The sequence below is a fragment of the Flagellimonas hymeniacidonis genome (assembly GCF_008040165.1).
In the GTDB taxonomy this organism is placed as follows: Bacteria; Bacteroidota; Bacteroidia; order Flavobacteriales; family Flavobacteriaceae; genus Flagellimonas; species Flagellimonas hymeniacidonis.
Genome location: NZ_VRUR01000001.1, coordinates 556,936 through 574,905, shown reverse-complemented (window position 1 = coordinate 574,905; position 17,970 = coordinate 556,936). Strand labels below are relative to the sequence as shown.

Sequence of the window (17,970 nt, the reverse complement as noted above, 5' to 3'; positions counted from 1 at the left end):
GGGGAACGTTTTCGGGCATCTTTACAAAAGAACTAACTCAAACTAAACTATTATCTTAATATTTATTGCTGTGACAATGTTAGAATTTCTGCTGCGGACAAAGCCCTATTGTATATATATACCTGATCAATCAATCCATCAAAAATATTGCTTCCGAGTTGGGCACCTATTTCTACATCTGTTTCACCACCCACACCTGTATTGATTATTGTCGTATCCCAAAAAACATCCTCGACTCCATCAATATATAACCTAACAGTTGAACCATCGTAGGTATGGGCTACATGATGCCAAGCTCCATCATTTACAGTAGAAACACTGTTAATTCCACCACCGGCAACCTCGTAGCGGATAACTCCAGATCCATTCATAACAAATGAGGCTCGACTACCAATAGCCTGCGCACCCCAATGGGTGATGGTTTCCCTAGTTGTGCTGGTAGTATTTACCCAAGCAGCTACAGTTCTTGGAGCTGCTCCGTTTATTCCAGTATACCCTTGAAGGGTTAGGTTATTTGTTCCATCAAAAGAATACGCCTGACCATCCACGCCAGTGGCGTATGCTGGCGTCCCCGCTGAAATTGCGGCACCACCCGCGGAACCCTCATTGAGAAGGCTATCATCTAAATTGAGAAGTACCGTAACGGCAGGATCAATTGGTATACCTTCAACGGTAATAAAGTTTTCTTGTACAACCTCAGCTGCTCCAAATTCATTGCGGACTTTAAGGGATACCCTAAAGGTACCTACTACTGGATAGGTAACCACAGGATTGGACACCGTGCTTCTGGTTGGACTTCCTCCTTCAAATTCCCAAGTATATAAAATTGGTTCCTTGGTCGAGGTATCTTCAAAAGTTACCGATTCGTCTTGCATAACCAAAGTAGTTGATGCGGTGAAAGATACTTCGGGTAACTTGGCTGGATCAATATCGATGGTTTCAGGATAGCCATCATCATTACGCGCACATGAGCCTAAGGTCAATAGGAATATGGCCATAGGACCAAAACTTCTCATCATTAAAACTATAGTATTACTTTTCATGTTTTGTCGATTTTTAGTTTGGTTTACCACCCAGGGTTTTGTTCAAGATTTGGGTTTAGGACCAATTGGTCCGCCGGTAGTGGAAATAAATAGTAATAATCGGGGAAAGCTGGCGGTGCAATGGGAATCAATTGCACATAACCTTCTGCTGCATTGTTCTGAATTGGTATCGTTTGGGTATAATCCGATTGTCGTATCCACCTTCCCAATTTTACTTCCGTGGCGTAATCCATTTTTTTCCATCTTCGTAAATCGTCCCTTCGGACGCCTTCCCCCATCATTTCAACCGCTCTCTCACGTCTTATTTCGAACAAAACAGGATCAACATCAGGATCTCTGGTTGGGTCAAAATCTGCGGTAATTGAAGCAATTGTCATGGCTGCTACACCTCCTCGCTGTCTAAGTTGATTAATTGTCAAATCTGCCGTAGCCTGATCAAAATCACCTGCCTCAAATTTTGCCTCTGCGTAGATAAGAAGTATCTCTCCCATTCTGAATATGGGGTCATCATTTAAATCCCTAGATGATACCGCATCATTGTGATCGTTCCAAATCTTCCAAAAACGATACCCATTTCCAGTTTGCGTAGGAACTAACCTGTCAAAATTGGGAACTTCACCGGTAACTCTTTTGGACCAGTTTCTGTCAGGTAATTCTTTGTAAGGAAAGCCACCTGTTATAGCCGCAAGTATTGGAAAATATTCCTCATCGGCGGGATTGCCTGTGGGAGTCCAGTTCTGGGTTCCATCTCCATTTACCCTATATGGAGGCGGACTCATAAGAAGTAAACGGTCATCCCGATCTCTGAATTCTGCATAAAAGTCTTGATCTCCTTGAAACTGGGTATTAGTTGGATTGGCAACTGGAAGACCATTTTTGGTCAAAAACTTATTAATTCCTTTTCGGGTAATGTCGTATTTGTTATTGGTTGACCTGGTATTTGTTGAAACAGTATGGGTTAATTCATCAATTACATAGTGTTTGTAGAGCAATATCCCTTCAATGCCAGCAAGATCAATACTGTTAAAAACGCGATCGTAGCTAGGGTGTATGCTTGGATATTTGTCAATTAGCTCTGAGGAAGCTTGTATTGCTGCATTTAGGAATTTATCCTGATCACCAAGTCCATGGTATTTGCGCCATGTACCTTCAAAAAGAGCAAAACGTGCCAATAGCGCTCTGGCAACATCAGAGTTTACTGTATTGGGGCCATCACCTTCTTCTTTAATGGTAGCAATGGCCTCAAGTAAGTCTCTCAATATATTGTTTGCCACAAGATCTCTTGAATCCCTGGGAGCATTCAATATATCTGTGTCAGCATCGGTAATCTCATTTTCCAACCAAGTCACCCCTCCATAAGTTCTTAAAAGATTAAAAAATTCATGAGCCCTAAAGAATAGTCCTACACCTCTCCAATGGGCAATATCATCTTCTTCCATTTCGGATTCATCGATGTTTCCCAACATGATGTTCACACGACGTATGTTAGCATAAGAATTACCATAAATGGTTCCTGAACTGTTAGCGGGAATATCAATATTCTGAGCAATATAAGGTCGTGAGACACTGCTGCCGCCATTTTGCATAAGGTCACCATCCAAATCCAGTGTGGCCGCCCAAGTAGTACTTCTGGGAAAGGTGTTAAAAAACTCATAGAAACTCCATGAATATGTTCGTACGTTGTTATAAGTACTGAATATAGTCGCCTCGGATAGCTCATCTTGTGGAACAAGTTCCAATTCACTATCGCAACTTATGGTCAAAAGCAGCATTAAGCTTGCTAAGCAAAAAATATTTTTCAAATTTTTCATTTCAATTTTTTTAGAATGATACATTAAGACCTACAGAGTACTGTGCCAATATGGGATATCTGGTTCGTACACCAGCGCCTGTCAACGATTGATCTGGATCTAGGCCCCTTTGCAATCTATCGAAGGTAAAAGGGTTGTTGGCCGCTAGAAAAACCCTTAGCTTGTTTACATTTAAACGCTCTAAAACATTGGAATCAAATGAGTAGCCCAAAGTGATGTTTTGAATTCTAAGGTAACTCTCATCACTTAGGTATTTGGTTTGTACAAATCTGCTCCTCACATAGTTGCTATCCGTATTGCCGGTACTTGCATCACCATAAATTCTTGGATAAAAGGAATCTTGATTATCTGGTGTCCAATAGTCCAGTTGATGTGCATAGATATGATCAAAAACTGAAACATAAGGGAAAATCAAATCCAGATCTTGTTGCCTATTCTCCCCATTTACGGTTGTGAAACCTCTCCAACGATCTCGTTGTCCTACTCCGTTCAGGACAAAAGAAACATCAAATCCTTTGTATGCCATATTACCATTGATGCCAAATTGGTACCTTCTCGTATTATTACCAATACGTTTGCGATCACCAGGACCAGTATCTGCAATCACGTTTCCGTTGTCATCAAACTGCGGAGCTGTCGTACCGTTTCCATCGGTGATTATACCATCACCATTAAGATCTTTGTACTTTACATCGCCAGGGTAGGGAACAGGAGCATTTTCCGGAAAGGGAACGCCATCGAGCAACTGTCTGTTAGGACCAGATAAATCGGCGTCCAAAGTTCCGGACACAAAATCATCAGCGGTATAGTAACCATCGGTAACATAACCCCAGATTTCACCTATTTCATGACCCTCATAAAATTGACCAATCAATTTTTCGGATGCCTCAAAACGAGTTATTTTAGATTGGCTATCAAAAACATTGACGTTTATACCATAGGTAAAGTCACCAATTTTATCTTGCCAGCCCACTTGTACTTCCCATCCAGTGGTTTCTAGATCGGCGTCGTTCTGTAAAGGCGCTTCTGTGCCCAGGATGGCAGGCAACGGAAGGGCAGCCTTGAGCATACCATTGGTTTCACGTACATAAACATCAAAAGAGGTATTCAACCGATTGTTGAAAAAATTAGCATCCAACCCCAAGTTTTTGGTAACTACTTCTTCCCAAGTAAAAGTATCACTAACCAACTGAGCTGGGTTAAAACTTATAAAACGTTGGTCCGCACTTAGATTTATCCATTCTGCCAAAAAGCTTTCATATCCTGGTATGGAAGGATAATAGTCTTGTTGATTATTGTCTGGCCTTCTATATTCTTGGTTTCCTATCTTACCCCAAGAGGCCCTAGGCTTTAATAGGTTTATAAAGTCCACATTTTTCATAAATGGTTCCTCGCTAATGTCCCAGCCTATGGACACAGAGGGCAACAATGAATATCTATTACCCGAAGCAAATCGGGAAGAGCCATCATAACGTAGGTTTCCTTCAAGGAAATAACGATCTAAGAGATTGTAATTCAATCGACCAAAATAACCCACTACCGCCCATTCATAAAAAGAATCGGTGATTAAGAAATCTTCTCCTTGTGCTAAATTGAAGGTTGGAGTTTCTGGATCAATAAGGTCATTTCTAAATGCCGTAAAAACATCTTGCTTTTCGTCCTCCTTATTAAAACCTGCAAGAAAATTGAAGTTATGGTCACCTAAGGTCAAATCATACTTTCCGTAAATGTTCAAACCATTATAAATCCTGTTTGTCTGTGCTTTTCTAAGACTTGAATTGCGAAGTGCATCTTCCTCAGGAACGGTTGGATTGAACCTAAAAGTGCTGTAGAACCTTTGGCCATTATTAACTTCAACTCGATTTATAAAGTTCTTTTCATATGTATATTCCCCTGTAATTGAAAAATTCTTGAAGGGCTTCCATTCCAAACGCTGGAACAAACGTAAATTATCATCATCTCTTTTATCGGGAACGGTAAAACGTACTCTATTCCCAGGACTGTCAAATGGTAGAACTACCCCGCTTCCATCATCAAAAAAACCTGTAGGATCGTACATGCGTTGTTGAATTGCATCGTTATACCTAGCATCTGGTATGGACTGGATACTGGAACGGAACAAAACGTTGGAGGAAGATGTAAGGGATGGAGTAATATCGGCATCTATTTGGGCATTAATGTTGTATTTTTTGAACGAATCTTTACTCGTGACCATAACACCATCTTCAAAAGCGTAACCGGTACTTAAGCGGTAACCAATCTTCTCACCACCACCCGATACTGAAAAATTATGGATGGTAGAGTACCCAAAATTATTGATAAAATCTTCTATGATATCTGAATCTGCCAGGGGATATAGTTGTCCGCCATCATCGTGTATAGGATAGGTTCTGTTACTGATTGGGTCTGTGACCAAATTAAGTTCATTGGAATTGGCATCGTACAAATCCAATAGTTCTTTCCAACGATCCACATTCTGGCCTGCAAAATAGGCATTCACGCCAAAATCATCGAGGGCCTCCACAAATTGTCTGGTGGCAGCTTTTTCAGGAAGATCTACAGCCCGTGAAATACTTGTGGTCACATCATAACTAAAACTCACTTTTTTATTACGATTGGCAGCTTTTGTGGTAATGAGTACCACCCCAAAAGCTGCCCTTGCACCATAAATGGATGAGGCCGCGGCATCTTTAAGCACCGATATGGACTCAATATCCCTTGGGTTAAGGTCTTCAATATCACCTGGGACATTATTGATGAGAATCAAAGGAGATCCTCCATTGATTGAGGTAAAACCCCTAATGTTTATTGAAGTGGTATTGTTACCGGGTTGTCCTGAATTTTGTACAACCTGTAATCCAGCAGCGACACCTTGTAAGGCTTGTGTGGCATCTACTATAGGACGATCATTAATAATTTCATCAAGTTGAACATAAGAGGTAGCCCCTGTAACGTTTTCCCTCTTTTGCGTGCCAAAACCAACTACAACTACCTCGTCCAATTGAGATACATCGGGAGATAGAGAAACATTTATTGTGGTTTGTCCATTTACAAGTATGGTTTGAGAAATAAAACCAATTGAACTTATAATCAATGACGCATCTGATGGTACATTTATTTCATAATTTCCATCAAAATCTGAGGCAACGCCGTTTGTCGTATTCTGTTCTATGACACTAACACCTGGAATAGGCATTCCGGTTTCAACATCTGTTACATTTCCTGTCACCTTGATATTTTGGGCGGATAGCATGCCACAAAAAACAAGAGTCGTTAGAAATACGAATTTAGTTTTCAGTTTTTGCATTAATCATTTGATTTTAGTTAGTAATCTTAGGTTATCTAGTTTGCTTGCGTTTAAATTTTAATAAGAATCCTTAATCCAATTGTAGGGTTTTCTTTTTATCCAATTTCCACGAGTGAAGTCTGGAAAATCCTGTGGTTCACCATTATTGGCAATGGAAAGTTCAGAAAGTGGAGTAATAGCACTCCAAGCTGCGGCGTCGTAGGCATCCATAGGAGGCGCAATATTTTGCTTAGCTGATTGTACAAAGGCATTGATTACAAAGAAATCCATTCCGCCATGACCCGCTCCTTTGGCGTAGGTTCCGTACTTTTTCCATAGGGGGTGATCATATTTTTCCAACCATTGATTGGCTTCATCCCAGCGATGTGGTTTTGATTTCCCTTCAACGTAAATACGGTTTCCATCTACTTCCCATAAGCCTTTGGCGCCTTGTACACGGAATCCTAGGGAATATGGTCTAGGTAGATTACAGTCATTGGTTATGATGATTGTTTCTCCATTTGAGGTTTCAATGGTACTTGTTACTACATCACCTTGCTTCCATTTTAATTTAGTGTTGGGATGTTCTTCACCACCAAGTTTGGTTATATAATCCTTGAATCCAACTGCATTGGTAGCATGTGAGGTTATCGTTAAAAATCGATTTCCACGATTGATATCGGCCATTGGAGCTATGGGTCCTATTCCATGAGTGGGGTAAAAGTCTCCATTTCGTAATAGTGAATGTTGTGTACGCCACTTGGATTCTGAGATTCCCTTTTCACCAAATTCCACACCTTTGCCATAGGCAGTTTTTCCGTCATTAAAGAGTACTCCTCTAAGATCATGTTGGTAGCCACATCTATAGTGTACCATTTCTCCGAAGACATTTTGTTTTACCATGTTGAGCACAGCCAATACATCTCTTCTGTAATTGACATTTTCCAAAATCATTAAATGTGTTCCGGTTTGTTCATGGGTATTAACCAAGTCCCAGCACTCTTCAAGGGTATTAGCGGCCGAAACTTCCAAACCTGTATACTTTCCGGCGAGCATTGAATCTTTTGCCATTCGGGTATGCCACAACCATGGAGTGGCTATTATTACCGCATCCAACTCGTCCAGTTCAAGTAAGTTTTTGTAGTCATATTCATTCTTCCCAAATACTTTTGGTTTGGCCGCACCCTTTTTGGAGATAATATCCAAACCTAATTGTATCCTTGCATCATCTACATCACAAATGGCGACTACATTTATATCATCTCTAAGCAGTAGGTTGTTTAAATGATTTGTTCCTCGCAAGCCAACTCCAATAAGTCCAATATTTAATTTGGCTGCGTTGGATCCTTTTGTAATACCAAAGGAAATACTAGGAGCAAGGGCCAATCCGGTACTGGCCAGTGCAGATTTTTTGACAAAATTTCTTCTTGAATTCATATTGATATCTAGAGGTATCTTTAATTAATATTGTTGCTAATTTGTTCCTCTTCAAATATTGGTATAACTGTCCAGGGAAAGGGTATACATTTTAGTCTAAGACCACCTATTTTTTCTGCTTTCAGTCCTTTTTCCCTTTCAAAATGGTTCATTTTGGAAGATAAGGAGGTCAAAGTTTCATAAATTAATGTGTACGATAACATTTTAAAATGTTATCGTACACATTAATTGTATTTATTTGATTTTAAAATGCTCATGTTTAAAGAAAAAAAATGTAATTTGGGTAAGGTTTATCGATTGATTATGGAAATGTATTGATTGATAGTATCTAAAATAGCTGTCGAAATGGGAGATGAAAGAATGGCAATCGGATTAATTACAGACACCGGAGGTTTTTTTAAATGCTTTGTAACAAAGTTTAAGGAAGGGTTTCGTTTGAACCGAGGTTTATGTTGCTTTTTGAGTCTATTTTTTCTTCAATTAGCGCAAAGTCAGGAACTCAATAATTTTATTCACTTTGAAAGGGTATTTCAGGCCTCTTCATCAATAGAAAATGACAGTTTAGGTAACATCCTTATTACTTCCTTTGATGGTATTTATAAGTATAATGGATATGATTTTACCTTTACATCCTATTCTAAAATTTTTGGATACGAATTTGCGAATAAAAGAAGGGTATTCTTTAAAAAGGATAAAAAGAGCAACTTTTGGCTGGCCACCTATAATGGTGAACTTACCCAGTTTGGAAAGAATGGCAGATATGTTCATTTTAGAGACAGTTTATCCATTGAAGGGAAACCGGTAAGAATCAATACCATAATCCCTTTTGATAATAAGGTTTGGTTTGGTTCAGCAGAGGGAGCTCTTTACGAATATGCCTATTGCGATTCAAAATTGTCACGAATAGCCACCCTGCCCTATATTGAAAATAGACCTCAAACAATAACCACTATTGCCGCCACAGATTCCAACCAAATATGGATTGGTACAGCAGATGGTAAGATCTATGGTTACAAGGTCACTATTAAACAGCTGCAAGAAGTAAAAATGCCCTTTGATGACAAAATCCCCCATGTGGTGCGTTTGGTTTCTGATAAGAAAAACAGAATATGGATTGTTTCTGAACTTTATGGACTCTATAGGTACGAACCTGATTCCCAAAATTTGAAAGCGTTTCCTATTTCAGGTTCGGGGGAAACATCCCCAGAGAACTCTCCTCAGTTTTATTCCCTTTATTGCGACGCTCAAGGGAATATTTGGGCAGGAACAGATGGAGAAGGATTGTATAAAATTGATAAGGACAGTAATAGTATCTCCCATTTTAAACATGACGACAACAATAAATTCTCTATTACAAACAATAGCATAACCAATATCTCTGAAGACGTACACGGAAATCTTTGGGTAGTTTACAAAAGAGGTTTTATAGATATCTTACCAAACTATAGTAGCAGTATACAATACTACACTGGATCGGATGAAAATGTCCCATCTACAGTCCTTAGTGTACTTAAAACCTCTGATAATTCACTTTGGATTGGAACAGATGGAAAAGGGTTGAATAGAGTATTTCCAGATGGAACAAGCGTTCAATATGGCAATAAGACGAATGATTCCCCAATTTTTGAAGGAAGATATATTCAGCGAATTGTAGAGGATTCAAATAAAAAAGTATGGATAGCCACCTATAAAAATGGCCTTTCCGTTTACAATCCTAAGCAAAATGTGTTTAGTAAGGTTAAGATGCCCGGGATTTCAGAAAAAGGAAGTGCTGATGTTCGTTTTCTTTATCAAGATTCAAAAAATCGCATTTGGGCATCCACAAGTGAAGGAGTCCTTCTTTTTAACGAAAGTAAACAAGTGTTGGCTCATTTTAACTATCGGTCACATGGGTTGTCAGGAACCATATCAGAAAGTATTTGCGAGGCGCAAGATGGTTCCATATGGATAGGCATGAACAGGGGGGGCTTGTTCAAGTTTGAGGAAAACAGCGATAATCTTCATAACTCCCTATTCAGAAAAATTAAGTACTATCAAAAAACGCATATAGAGGATACAAATAACTATGACCCCTCATTTATGATAGCCGATGTGGACAATAATCTTTGGATACGGTCCCTTTCAGGGTCTCTTTTACGCTTTAACACCCAAGATCATTCCTATAAATCATTCATAACGCATAACAGCATAAAGGACTTGGAGATAAGTGCAATGTTATTTGATGATAATGGAAAACTTTGGATGAGTAGTAGAAACGGACTTCATCATTATGACGTAAAAAAGGATTCGCTCGATTCTTATTACAGAGTAAACGGTCTACAAGGAGACAATTTTATAAGGAAAAGTGCTTTTAAAGGCGAAGATGGTATGTTATATTTTGGAGGTGATGATGGGGTGAGTGCCTTCTATCCCCATTTGATGAAAAAAAATAAACCGCAATCACATTTAGGCATTAGCCAAATAGATATTTTGAATAAACCGGCAATTGACTTGGTGCCTAATCAAGTTGAACAAGGAATTGAAAATGTGGAATCCTTGAATTTAAAGTATGATCAGTCGTCCTTTTCATTCCAATTTGCAGCTATTGGGGATGTTCTTAATCCAGAATATAATTATGCCTACAGATTAAACGGTTTTGATAAGGAATGGATCGCTCCAAGAGGGGAGCGCGTGGCAACCTATACCAACATTCCGCCGGGCGAATATATTTTTGAAGTAAAAGCAGGAACCAAAAAAGGCGTTTGGAATATTCCAACAAAGCAAATAGCTATTTCTATTAAATCTCCTTGGTGGTCAAACGGTATTGCATATTTGGTATATTCCTTAATTGTTGGATTACTTTTTCTTGGGATTGTTTTTTGGGTAAGGCTTAGAAATAAATTGCACAGAGAAGAATTTCAGTTTAATAAAGAAAAAGAACTGTATGCCTTAAAAATGAATTTCTTTGCGAAAATGTCCCATGAGATTCAGACCCCGTTGACGCTGATTACCGGTCCGATTGATGATATGTTGCAAAGGGCAATCTCCAACGGCAATCAATTATTGAGGCAACGTCTTTCTTTGATTAAAAACAATGCGCAAAGACTCTCCAGAATTTCAAAAGGATTGATGACCGTGAGGGATAGGGAGTTGGATAAACTGCGAGTTTACGCTTTAAGGAAAAATATCATATACGATCTAAGAAAAATAGCCGATTCATTTTCTGAACAAGCCAGATTTAAAAATATTGATTTCGTCCAAGACTACCCAAAAGAAGAAGTATTTCTTTGGTATGATGCAGAAAAGTTGGAGCATATTTTTTACAACCTCCTATCCAATGCCTTCAAGTTTACCCCCCGTAGCGGAAGGATTGTTTTGAAGGTAAAAGAAGGACGGAAAAAGCTCAAAATTTGCGTGATAGACTCGGGGCCAGGTATCCCATTGGAAGAGCGAGAGGATATTTTTGAGATGTTCTATCAATCAGAAATTGGAAAGAACGTAAAAGGATTGGGGATTGGACTGGCCCTTACCAAAGAATTGGTTGATCTTCACCATGGCAAGATAAAAGTTTCCTCTTCAGATGAGGGAACCTGTTTTACTGTAGGTTTAAAAACCGGTGATATTTTTTCAAACGAAGAAAAGGGCGTTGGTATGGATATAAGTCCACAATACATGCTGTCACCTATCGAAATGGATTTGCTCAATCAATTGGATATTACTTATGAAAATAAAATTGAAAGAGGAGCTACCATACTGATTGTAGAAGACAATGTGGACATGCAAATTTTTCTCCGTGATCTGTTTTATGAAAAGTATCATGTGTTCATTGCAGACAATGGTCAAGAAGGGTTGAAATTGGCAAGAAAAAAAATGCCCGACCTTATTGTCAGTGATATAATGATGCCTACAATGGATGGAATAACCATGAGTAAGATCCTTATTAAATCAAAAGCTACATCACATATTCCAATCGTATTGCTTACTGCCAAAGATGCCGCTAAAACCAAATTGGCGGGCTTGCAAACTGGAGCATTGGCCTTTATTCAAAAGCCCTTTAACCCTAATGAACTATTGGTAAAGGTGGATAACATTCTTGATAATAGGGAGAAAACGATTATTAAGCACAAGGCAGATATAATCAACAACCCTCAAATGGAAAGGGTTAAATCTAAGGAAGATCTGTTTATGGAAAGATTAGTGAATGAGCTGAATAATCAGCTGGAATGTTCAGAATTTAAGCTGGAGGATTTATCAGATATTATGAATATGAGCTATTCGGTGATTTACCGGAAATGTCAAGATATTACCGGCAAAACGCTAATTGATTTTTACAAAACCTTAAGGTTGAAACATGCGGCCTTACTTTTCTTGGAAAACGGATATAATATTTCGGAAGCCGGATATATGGTGGGGTATAAGAACTCGAAATACTTCACCAAATGTTTTAAAGAAGAATTTGGAAAACCTCCAATGGCCATTAAAAATGAGAGCAAGGAAATTGGAATAGCAAGGTTGATAGAAAAATATAATATTGTTGTGTTACAATCAATGGAATCATGAACAGCACCTTTTGTCCAAATTTTTAACGAGTTGTTTTAGTAATTGGCAATATCCCAACTCTTAAAACTTCATTTTTGAAGAGGCTTTTTTTTAATCTCCTTAAGTAAATTGATTCTTATGGTTTTAGTTTGCTTTTCACTCGCTTTCAGGTTGAAATATTTTTTTTCAAAATCAAGGTCCGGTATAGCCACTTCAATCATGTATGTACCTTCATTAAAAACCTTTGGACTATAATTGCTAGTCTCAGGTCTTATAGCATAAACTAGTTGCCCTTTATTATCAAATACTTTTAGTACTGGCTTGTAATTTCCTTTCCATTGTATTTTTGGGAGCCATGCAACGGCTTTTCTTGGATAGTTGTCTTCCTGTGTTATGATAATTGGCCATCCTGGATATTGACTGTTGGGTATGGTGGGGTCAATAAATCTGGGCCAACATTCGGTTTTAATAGTTCGCTGCCTTTTATTAAAGGTAACCAAGCCATAACCTACCGCTCTATTATGCAAAATTTTTGGTTCTTTACCCGTATTCTGAGGATTTGCAACAGCAAATACCGTCATTTTATTGCCAAAACCGTCCAAGTGCTCACCCAAATAGGCAGGATTATCATATGTGTGCTCGCTGCTATCCACATCTGGCCAAAATCTACGGGGCCATATGTTATTTAAGGCTGGTCCTGCGAAGGCATATCCACTGTCACCATGTTCTCCTAAACCATATTGAATAAAACTCGCCAAATGTTGATCCCCGGCAATGTGGAAAGCAAAAGCTTTTCGAATAGTTTTAACTGCCAGATCGCGACCTAAGGCTGGCCAACCGTTGGAATCCATATCTACCGTAGGGCGGTCTCCTTTTATATATTCACCTCTTTTTGGAATAGGTAGAGAGGGAATTACGGCCCCTGTCTTTGCGCCTTCGGGAAGTGTGGCCAAAGTCGCAAAATTAGTTTGGGAAAGAACCACCTTCATTTGGGCGTTGTTGCTCCAATCTAGAGCCCATTCATCAAGAAATGTATGTTGTCGATCACCAAGAAGATCTGCTTCAATATGCCGATACTCTTTGATGTCAAAATCATCGCTCATAATCCAGCCATTGTTAACTTCCGCACTTTCTGGAAGAACATTCTTGGGGGCTGATTTAAACTTTCGATCTTCTAGTATGCCAAAACTTATACCTGCATAATTCCAATGCGTATAGTATACGCCTATCCCTTGTTTTACAGGTGATGGGTCAAATGCATCAGGTAAATGGCCAGTTTGTGTGCGCTGTACCATATTTACCCATTTGGCGGGCATTTTATACCCTCCACTATCTTGGGCAGAAGCACCAAACCCTCTGGATGTGTCTGCCTGTTCACCTTCCTCTCCCCAAATATTACCATGGTAAACATCATGGTCATCTGGAATGATGGCACACGGTCGATGCCTGAATAAGTCCCGATAAGACCAACCGAACATGTACCATTTTCGCAAGTAATCCAGACACATTTTATCATAATCTCCTTGGAACATGGCCCCAAAACCTCCTGTTGCCTCATAAAACTGATCTCCAAGGAATAAGATGATGTCCGGGTTTAACTTTGATACATTTTTTGGAATGTCGGCATCTGGAAAACCATAGTGGAAATTACAGCTAAAAACAGCTGTTCTAATTTCATCTTTGCTATGCGGCTCAGTAGATATGGTACCTTCGTAATGGTAGGTTTCTGTTTTATTTAGTAAAGGAATGTCAGCAACGATTCTGTAGGGAACATCTTGTTCCTTTTCAAAATTGACAAATGAAAATTGGACGGACCGGCCCTCTGGTTCTATGGCCTTTGACTTGAGAGTCGTCCATTTATTCTCATCGTTTTTTACTTGAAAATGAACCGAGAGCCCTTGTATTTCTTCTAAAGGTGCCATTTGTGCGGTAAGCTTTAGCTTCCCTTTGTTCAACGTGTATTGTGCAAAACAGACGGGTCCAAAAAAGTTATTTTCCTCTAAGGTTAAATCCTGTGAGGCAATATGCCAATTGGAGAAGGCGGCACTTGGCTCTATTTTTTTATTTTGATTTTTTTTGAGTTTAAAATCAGACAATAAAGCAAAATTACCAGTGAGCTGGGTGTTGGATAATTCCACCCCTTCTTTTTTATAAAGCAAAAGGTCATTTTGTGGATTGGTCACAGAAACTGCAACCGCATACGAATTATGGTTGGGAACCGCTTCCACCACAAGTCCGAAATGATCGGGAATAGAATCCAAAGTAGTCTCAAAAATTTGATGGCCGATTTTGAGATTACCATTCGGTGTTAACCCAATATGGGTTCCTTTCCCAAACACGGCAGCCGATCTGTAATCTTCAATTGGCCCTCTAACCCCAAACTGAACCCCTAAACACCCTTCATCTATGTTTTTCAATTCACGGTTCAATACATCAATTACTATGGAGGTGATAAAACCAACCATTTTTTCAGGCTTTTGAATAGGGAGTAGGTGAAGGCTTCTATTTTTATCGGTAACGTCACATATAACCTTACCATCTTTAATAAGCCAATCCTGCAACCTATTACCCCAATATTCTGGCCCTGTCCATTTCATATTTGGCCAGTTGTGCCAATTACTATTGAAACTCAAACCTTTTGAATAAGGCCAAGGCTTAAAAGTGCTATTGGCAAGCACTGAAGGGGAAATACAGGGAGCGATGGTCCCCATTAACAAGGTTTTCAAATAATTTCTTCTTTTCATCGATTTTTTCTCAAATCAGGTAACTTTCAACGTTTTCTGAGTTTACAATATCAATAGGAAGCAGACGCTTCTTGGGAATTTCCTTTTCAAAGATTAGCTTCTCAATTAATCCTTTCAGCCCTAAAGAAGCTTGAATTTTAGGGTTTTGATGTATAAGAAAATCCATTTCACCTTTTTTTAGGCATTCAACATTTCTTAGTAATAGATCATACCCGACCATTTTAGACTTTGTTCCTTGACTTTTTAACGCTTCAGGAACCTCATACACCTTGGAGGTGGTTATAAAAAAAGCATCTATGGGATTGAATTGCTCCACAAAATCTGGAAACTTGCTTTGGAATTCGTTACTATTTAGAGTTAGTGTTTTTATTTCAAAAGAGCTGTATTCCTTAAAAAAGGAGCTAAAACCTTGTTCTTTTTGTTTCATATGAATTGCATTATTAAAAGCCTCATCAATATGGATAATTGCAATTCTTGAGTGTGGTTTTATTAAATCATAAATGAGTTTTGCCGCTACACGTCCACTCGAATATAGATCTTGCCCAGTATGTTGGTCTACAAGGTTGTTGGAAAGACTACTGTTAAAAGTCCCCGATAAAATTTGTCTTGTATTAAGTTTTTTTAAAAGCGTATTACTTTCCTTTTCAAATAGTGGAACAAATAATAAAGCGTCCAGATTTTCAGTTTGAATCAATTGCTCTCCAATTTTTGAGAATGATTTGGGTTTGGAAGGATCATAACAATAGATTTCAATTTCAAAATCAAAAGCACCAAACTCTACAATTATTTCGTTTATCCCTTCCATACAACGTTTCCAATAATGATCCTTTTTAGGATCAGGGAGCAACACTTTTATGGAGTAGATAGTGTTATTTTTAAGGGTTCTGGCAATCGGATTTGGTTTGTAGTCAAGTTCATTAAGAACCTTAGTCACTATTTCCATGGACTTTTTGGACACTTTTCCTCTTTTATGAAGTACTCTGTCTACCGTACCTATTGACACACCAGCGGCATGGGCTATGTCTTTTATTGTTTGTTTTTTCTTCATTCAATCAGCAAGATATGAAAAAGACATACAGTTTGTGTGTACGATAACACTTTTTTATGTTATCGTACACATTATTTTTGCTTATTTGTATTTTAAAGGGTAACCTAGTATATTTAATATTCTTGACTGTCTCTGAAAATTCGCTTACATGCTTTTAATCTTCGGGATTACCAAATAGTATCAAACCCTAATTGCAATCGAATAAAAATGCCTTAGAAATGGTCTAGCTAAACGTTCACTTTATAAGACTTTAGTAAAACAAGTACAATGGCAAAAAAAGCTATAATTACTTCAAAAGAACTATGCAATTTGACTTTGTTCCGAGATAATCAAATTTTAGTTTATTCTGTTTTTTTTTCTTAATGTGACATAAAATCCATAGTAATACTCCCTTAATGCACGTACCTGGTCATTGTGGTCCATATTGAAAACAACACGGTCCAAAGGCCATCTTTCTATCCAAAACTCGCCTTTTCCTAAATGATACATCTTTTCGCCTTCAGTATCATTGTCACCAAAACGATAGTATAAATGGAAATCTTGCTCATTAAAAACAATTCGTATGGTCCTAGGACCCTTTCCTCCTGGAACTTGATATGTGCCCTCAAACTTGGCGAGGTCATCATTTTCCTTGTTTACCGAACTGAAGTCGGGCATTTTTTTGCCTAAGACGGCCAACACAATATCTCCAAAAATCTTGTTCGCATGTGTAGGAGTATTGTCCGTGTTGACCATAACCACAATGCTTAGTTTCTTGTCCGGGAAAAATACCATTTTTGATTTTGTTGTTTTATGGCCCCCGGTATGACCGTGTACAGGATACCCTTCTAAAGTTCCCTTTCTTACACCAAGGCCATAACCCGTCTCAATACTGTCGCTTAAGATTGTAGGAGTGATCATCTGCCGATAGGACGTTCTGGAAATTATGTCGCCATTTGCCCATTTAAATGGAAAATGTGCCAACTCAATAGCGCTAGTGGTTATACCGCCATCGCCTTTGATCCAGGTCCAATGCGGTTCGTTTACCATTCTTTCGCCATGCAGTTCATAATAGGGCGACATGTTCGTATTATGGGTATTTTCAGCAATTAACTTTAAATGGAGTCCGGTAGGCGTATTGATAATGCGATCCAGTTCACTTTGAAAACTGTTGCCGGTTACTTGTTCAACTATCATCCCCATTAATAGAAATCCTGAATTGTTATAGCAATAGTTTTCGCCCGGCTCGAACAAGGATTCGTTGTCTTTTAAGAAAGCATAGATATCATTTTTAGTAGGAGCTACTCTTGTCTTAACATAAACACTGTCTATGACTTCGGAATATTCGGCAAGTCCTGAGGTATGGGAAAGAAGATGACGCAATTTTATTTTCTGTGCTTGTTCGGCATTGGGATAGTCTGGTAATAATTCATACAATGTTTGTTCCAGCGAAAGTTTTTCTTCCTCGACCAGCTTCATTACCATTGTTGCCCCGACAAGCTTTGAAATAGAGGCCAGGAGAAATATGGTTTTTGGGGTAATGGGTTTTGTTCGGGCGGTATCCAAATGTCCAAAACCGCCATTATACAACGTATCGTTTTCTTGCAACACAGCAATTGAAAAGCCCAAAACCGTGCCATCATCGATATAGCTTTTGCCGATTGAATCAATTTTAAATTGAAGTTCTGTTTTCGCACCATGCTGTGTTTTCGTCTTTTCTGTGGTCTCCTTACAAGTCACAAAAACAAAAAGTGCTAAAAGGGGGATTAGAAATATACAGGACAAATTTTTCATTTAAAACTGTTTAGGATAAAGTTGAACAATTGTCAATGAGAAGAGGTGTTCAACTTATTTAAAACTAGCGATTTAAATAACGATTTTGTTGTGTTTTTTTGTATTTGGACACCAGGACTGTATATATGGTATTGGGAAATCTTAATTTGTATTTATGATTTAACCTTACCTGAGAATAGGCTGCCCGTAAACTGCTATTAATTGTTGGTGTTCGGAAACTTTGTTCTTCATTTATCGGTATTCCAAAAACGTTGGTTTTATGAGACTCTGGTTTTAAAGAATTCTGTTCATAGTTTTGCAGACCTTCTTG

At 38.5% G+C, this 17,970-nt stretch carries 8 protein-coding genes; 1 reads left to right on the top strand and 7 read right to left on the bottom strand.

The window, feature by feature from the left end:
• Positions 1-62: 62 nt before the first annotated feature.
• From FVB32_RS02520 to FVB32_RS02505, 4 genes are read right to left on the bottom strand one after another with little or no spacing between them, the layout of a single operon-like run.
• Positions 63-1,043: a LamG-like jellyroll fold domain-containing protein gene (locus tag FVB32_RS02520; RefSeq protein WP_147741013.1), complete on the bottom strand. Its 981-nt coding sequence runs from the start codon at positions 1,041-1,043 to the stop codon at positions 63-65.
• A gap of 23 nt (positions 1,044-1,066) precedes the next feature.
• Positions 1,067-2,854 (bottom strand): RagB/SusD family nutrient uptake outer membrane protein, encoded by a 1,788-nt coding sequence (locus tag FVB32_RS02515; RefSeq protein WP_187269478.1) that lies wholly within the window; start codon positions 2,852-2,854, stop codon positions 1,067-1,069.
• Positions 2,855-2,864: 10 nt separating this feature from the next.
• Positions 2,865-6,161, bottom strand: a complete 3,297-nt coding sequence (locus FVB32_RS02510) for a SusC/RagA family TonB-linked outer membrane protein (protein ID WP_147741011.1) — start codon at positions 6,159-6,161, stop codon at positions 2,865-2,867.
• Between the two features lie 57 nt (positions 6,162-6,218).
• A complete protein-coding gene (locus tag FVB32_RS02505) occupies positions 6,219-7,577 on the bottom strand; it encodes a Gfo/Idh/MocA family protein (RefSeq protein WP_147741010.1) in 1,359 nt (452 codons plus the stop codon).
• Between the two features lie 345 nt (positions 7,578-7,922).
• Between FVB32_RS02505 and FVB32_RS02500 the strand changes: the two genes are divergently transcribed.
• Positions 7,923-12,116, top strand: a complete 4,194-nt coding sequence (locus FVB32_RS02500) for a hybrid sensor histidine kinase/response regulator transcription factor (protein WP_147741009.1) — start codon at positions 7,923-7,925, stop codon at positions 12,114-12,116.
• A 68-nt stretch (positions 12,117-12,184) separates the two neighbouring features.
• Here FVB32_RS02500 and FVB32_RS02495 read toward each other — a convergent pair whose 3' ends face one another.
• From FVB32_RS02495 to FVB32_RS02485, 3 genes are all read right to left on the bottom strand, one after another.
• The gene (locus FVB32_RS02495; RefSeq protein WP_147741008.1) at positions 12,185-14,839 is read right to left on the bottom strand and encodes a metallophosphoesterase family protein; all 2,655 of its coding nucleotides are present in this window, start codon (positions 14,837-14,839) and stop codon (positions 12,185-12,187) included.
• Between the two features lie 10 nt (positions 14,840-14,849).
• Positions 14,850-15,887, bottom strand: a complete 1,038-nt coding sequence (locus FVB32_RS02490; protein WP_147741007.1) for a substrate-binding domain-containing protein — start codon at positions 15,885-15,887, stop codon at positions 14,850-14,852.
• Positions 15,888-16,223: 336 nt separating this feature from the next.
• Positions 16,224-17,660, bottom strand: coding sequence for a serine hydrolase domain-containing protein (locus tag FVB32_RS02485; protein WP_147741006.1), 1,437 nt, complete (start codon positions 17,658-17,660; stop codon positions 16,224-16,226).
• Between the last annotated feature and the right edge of the window lie 310 nt (positions 17,661-17,970).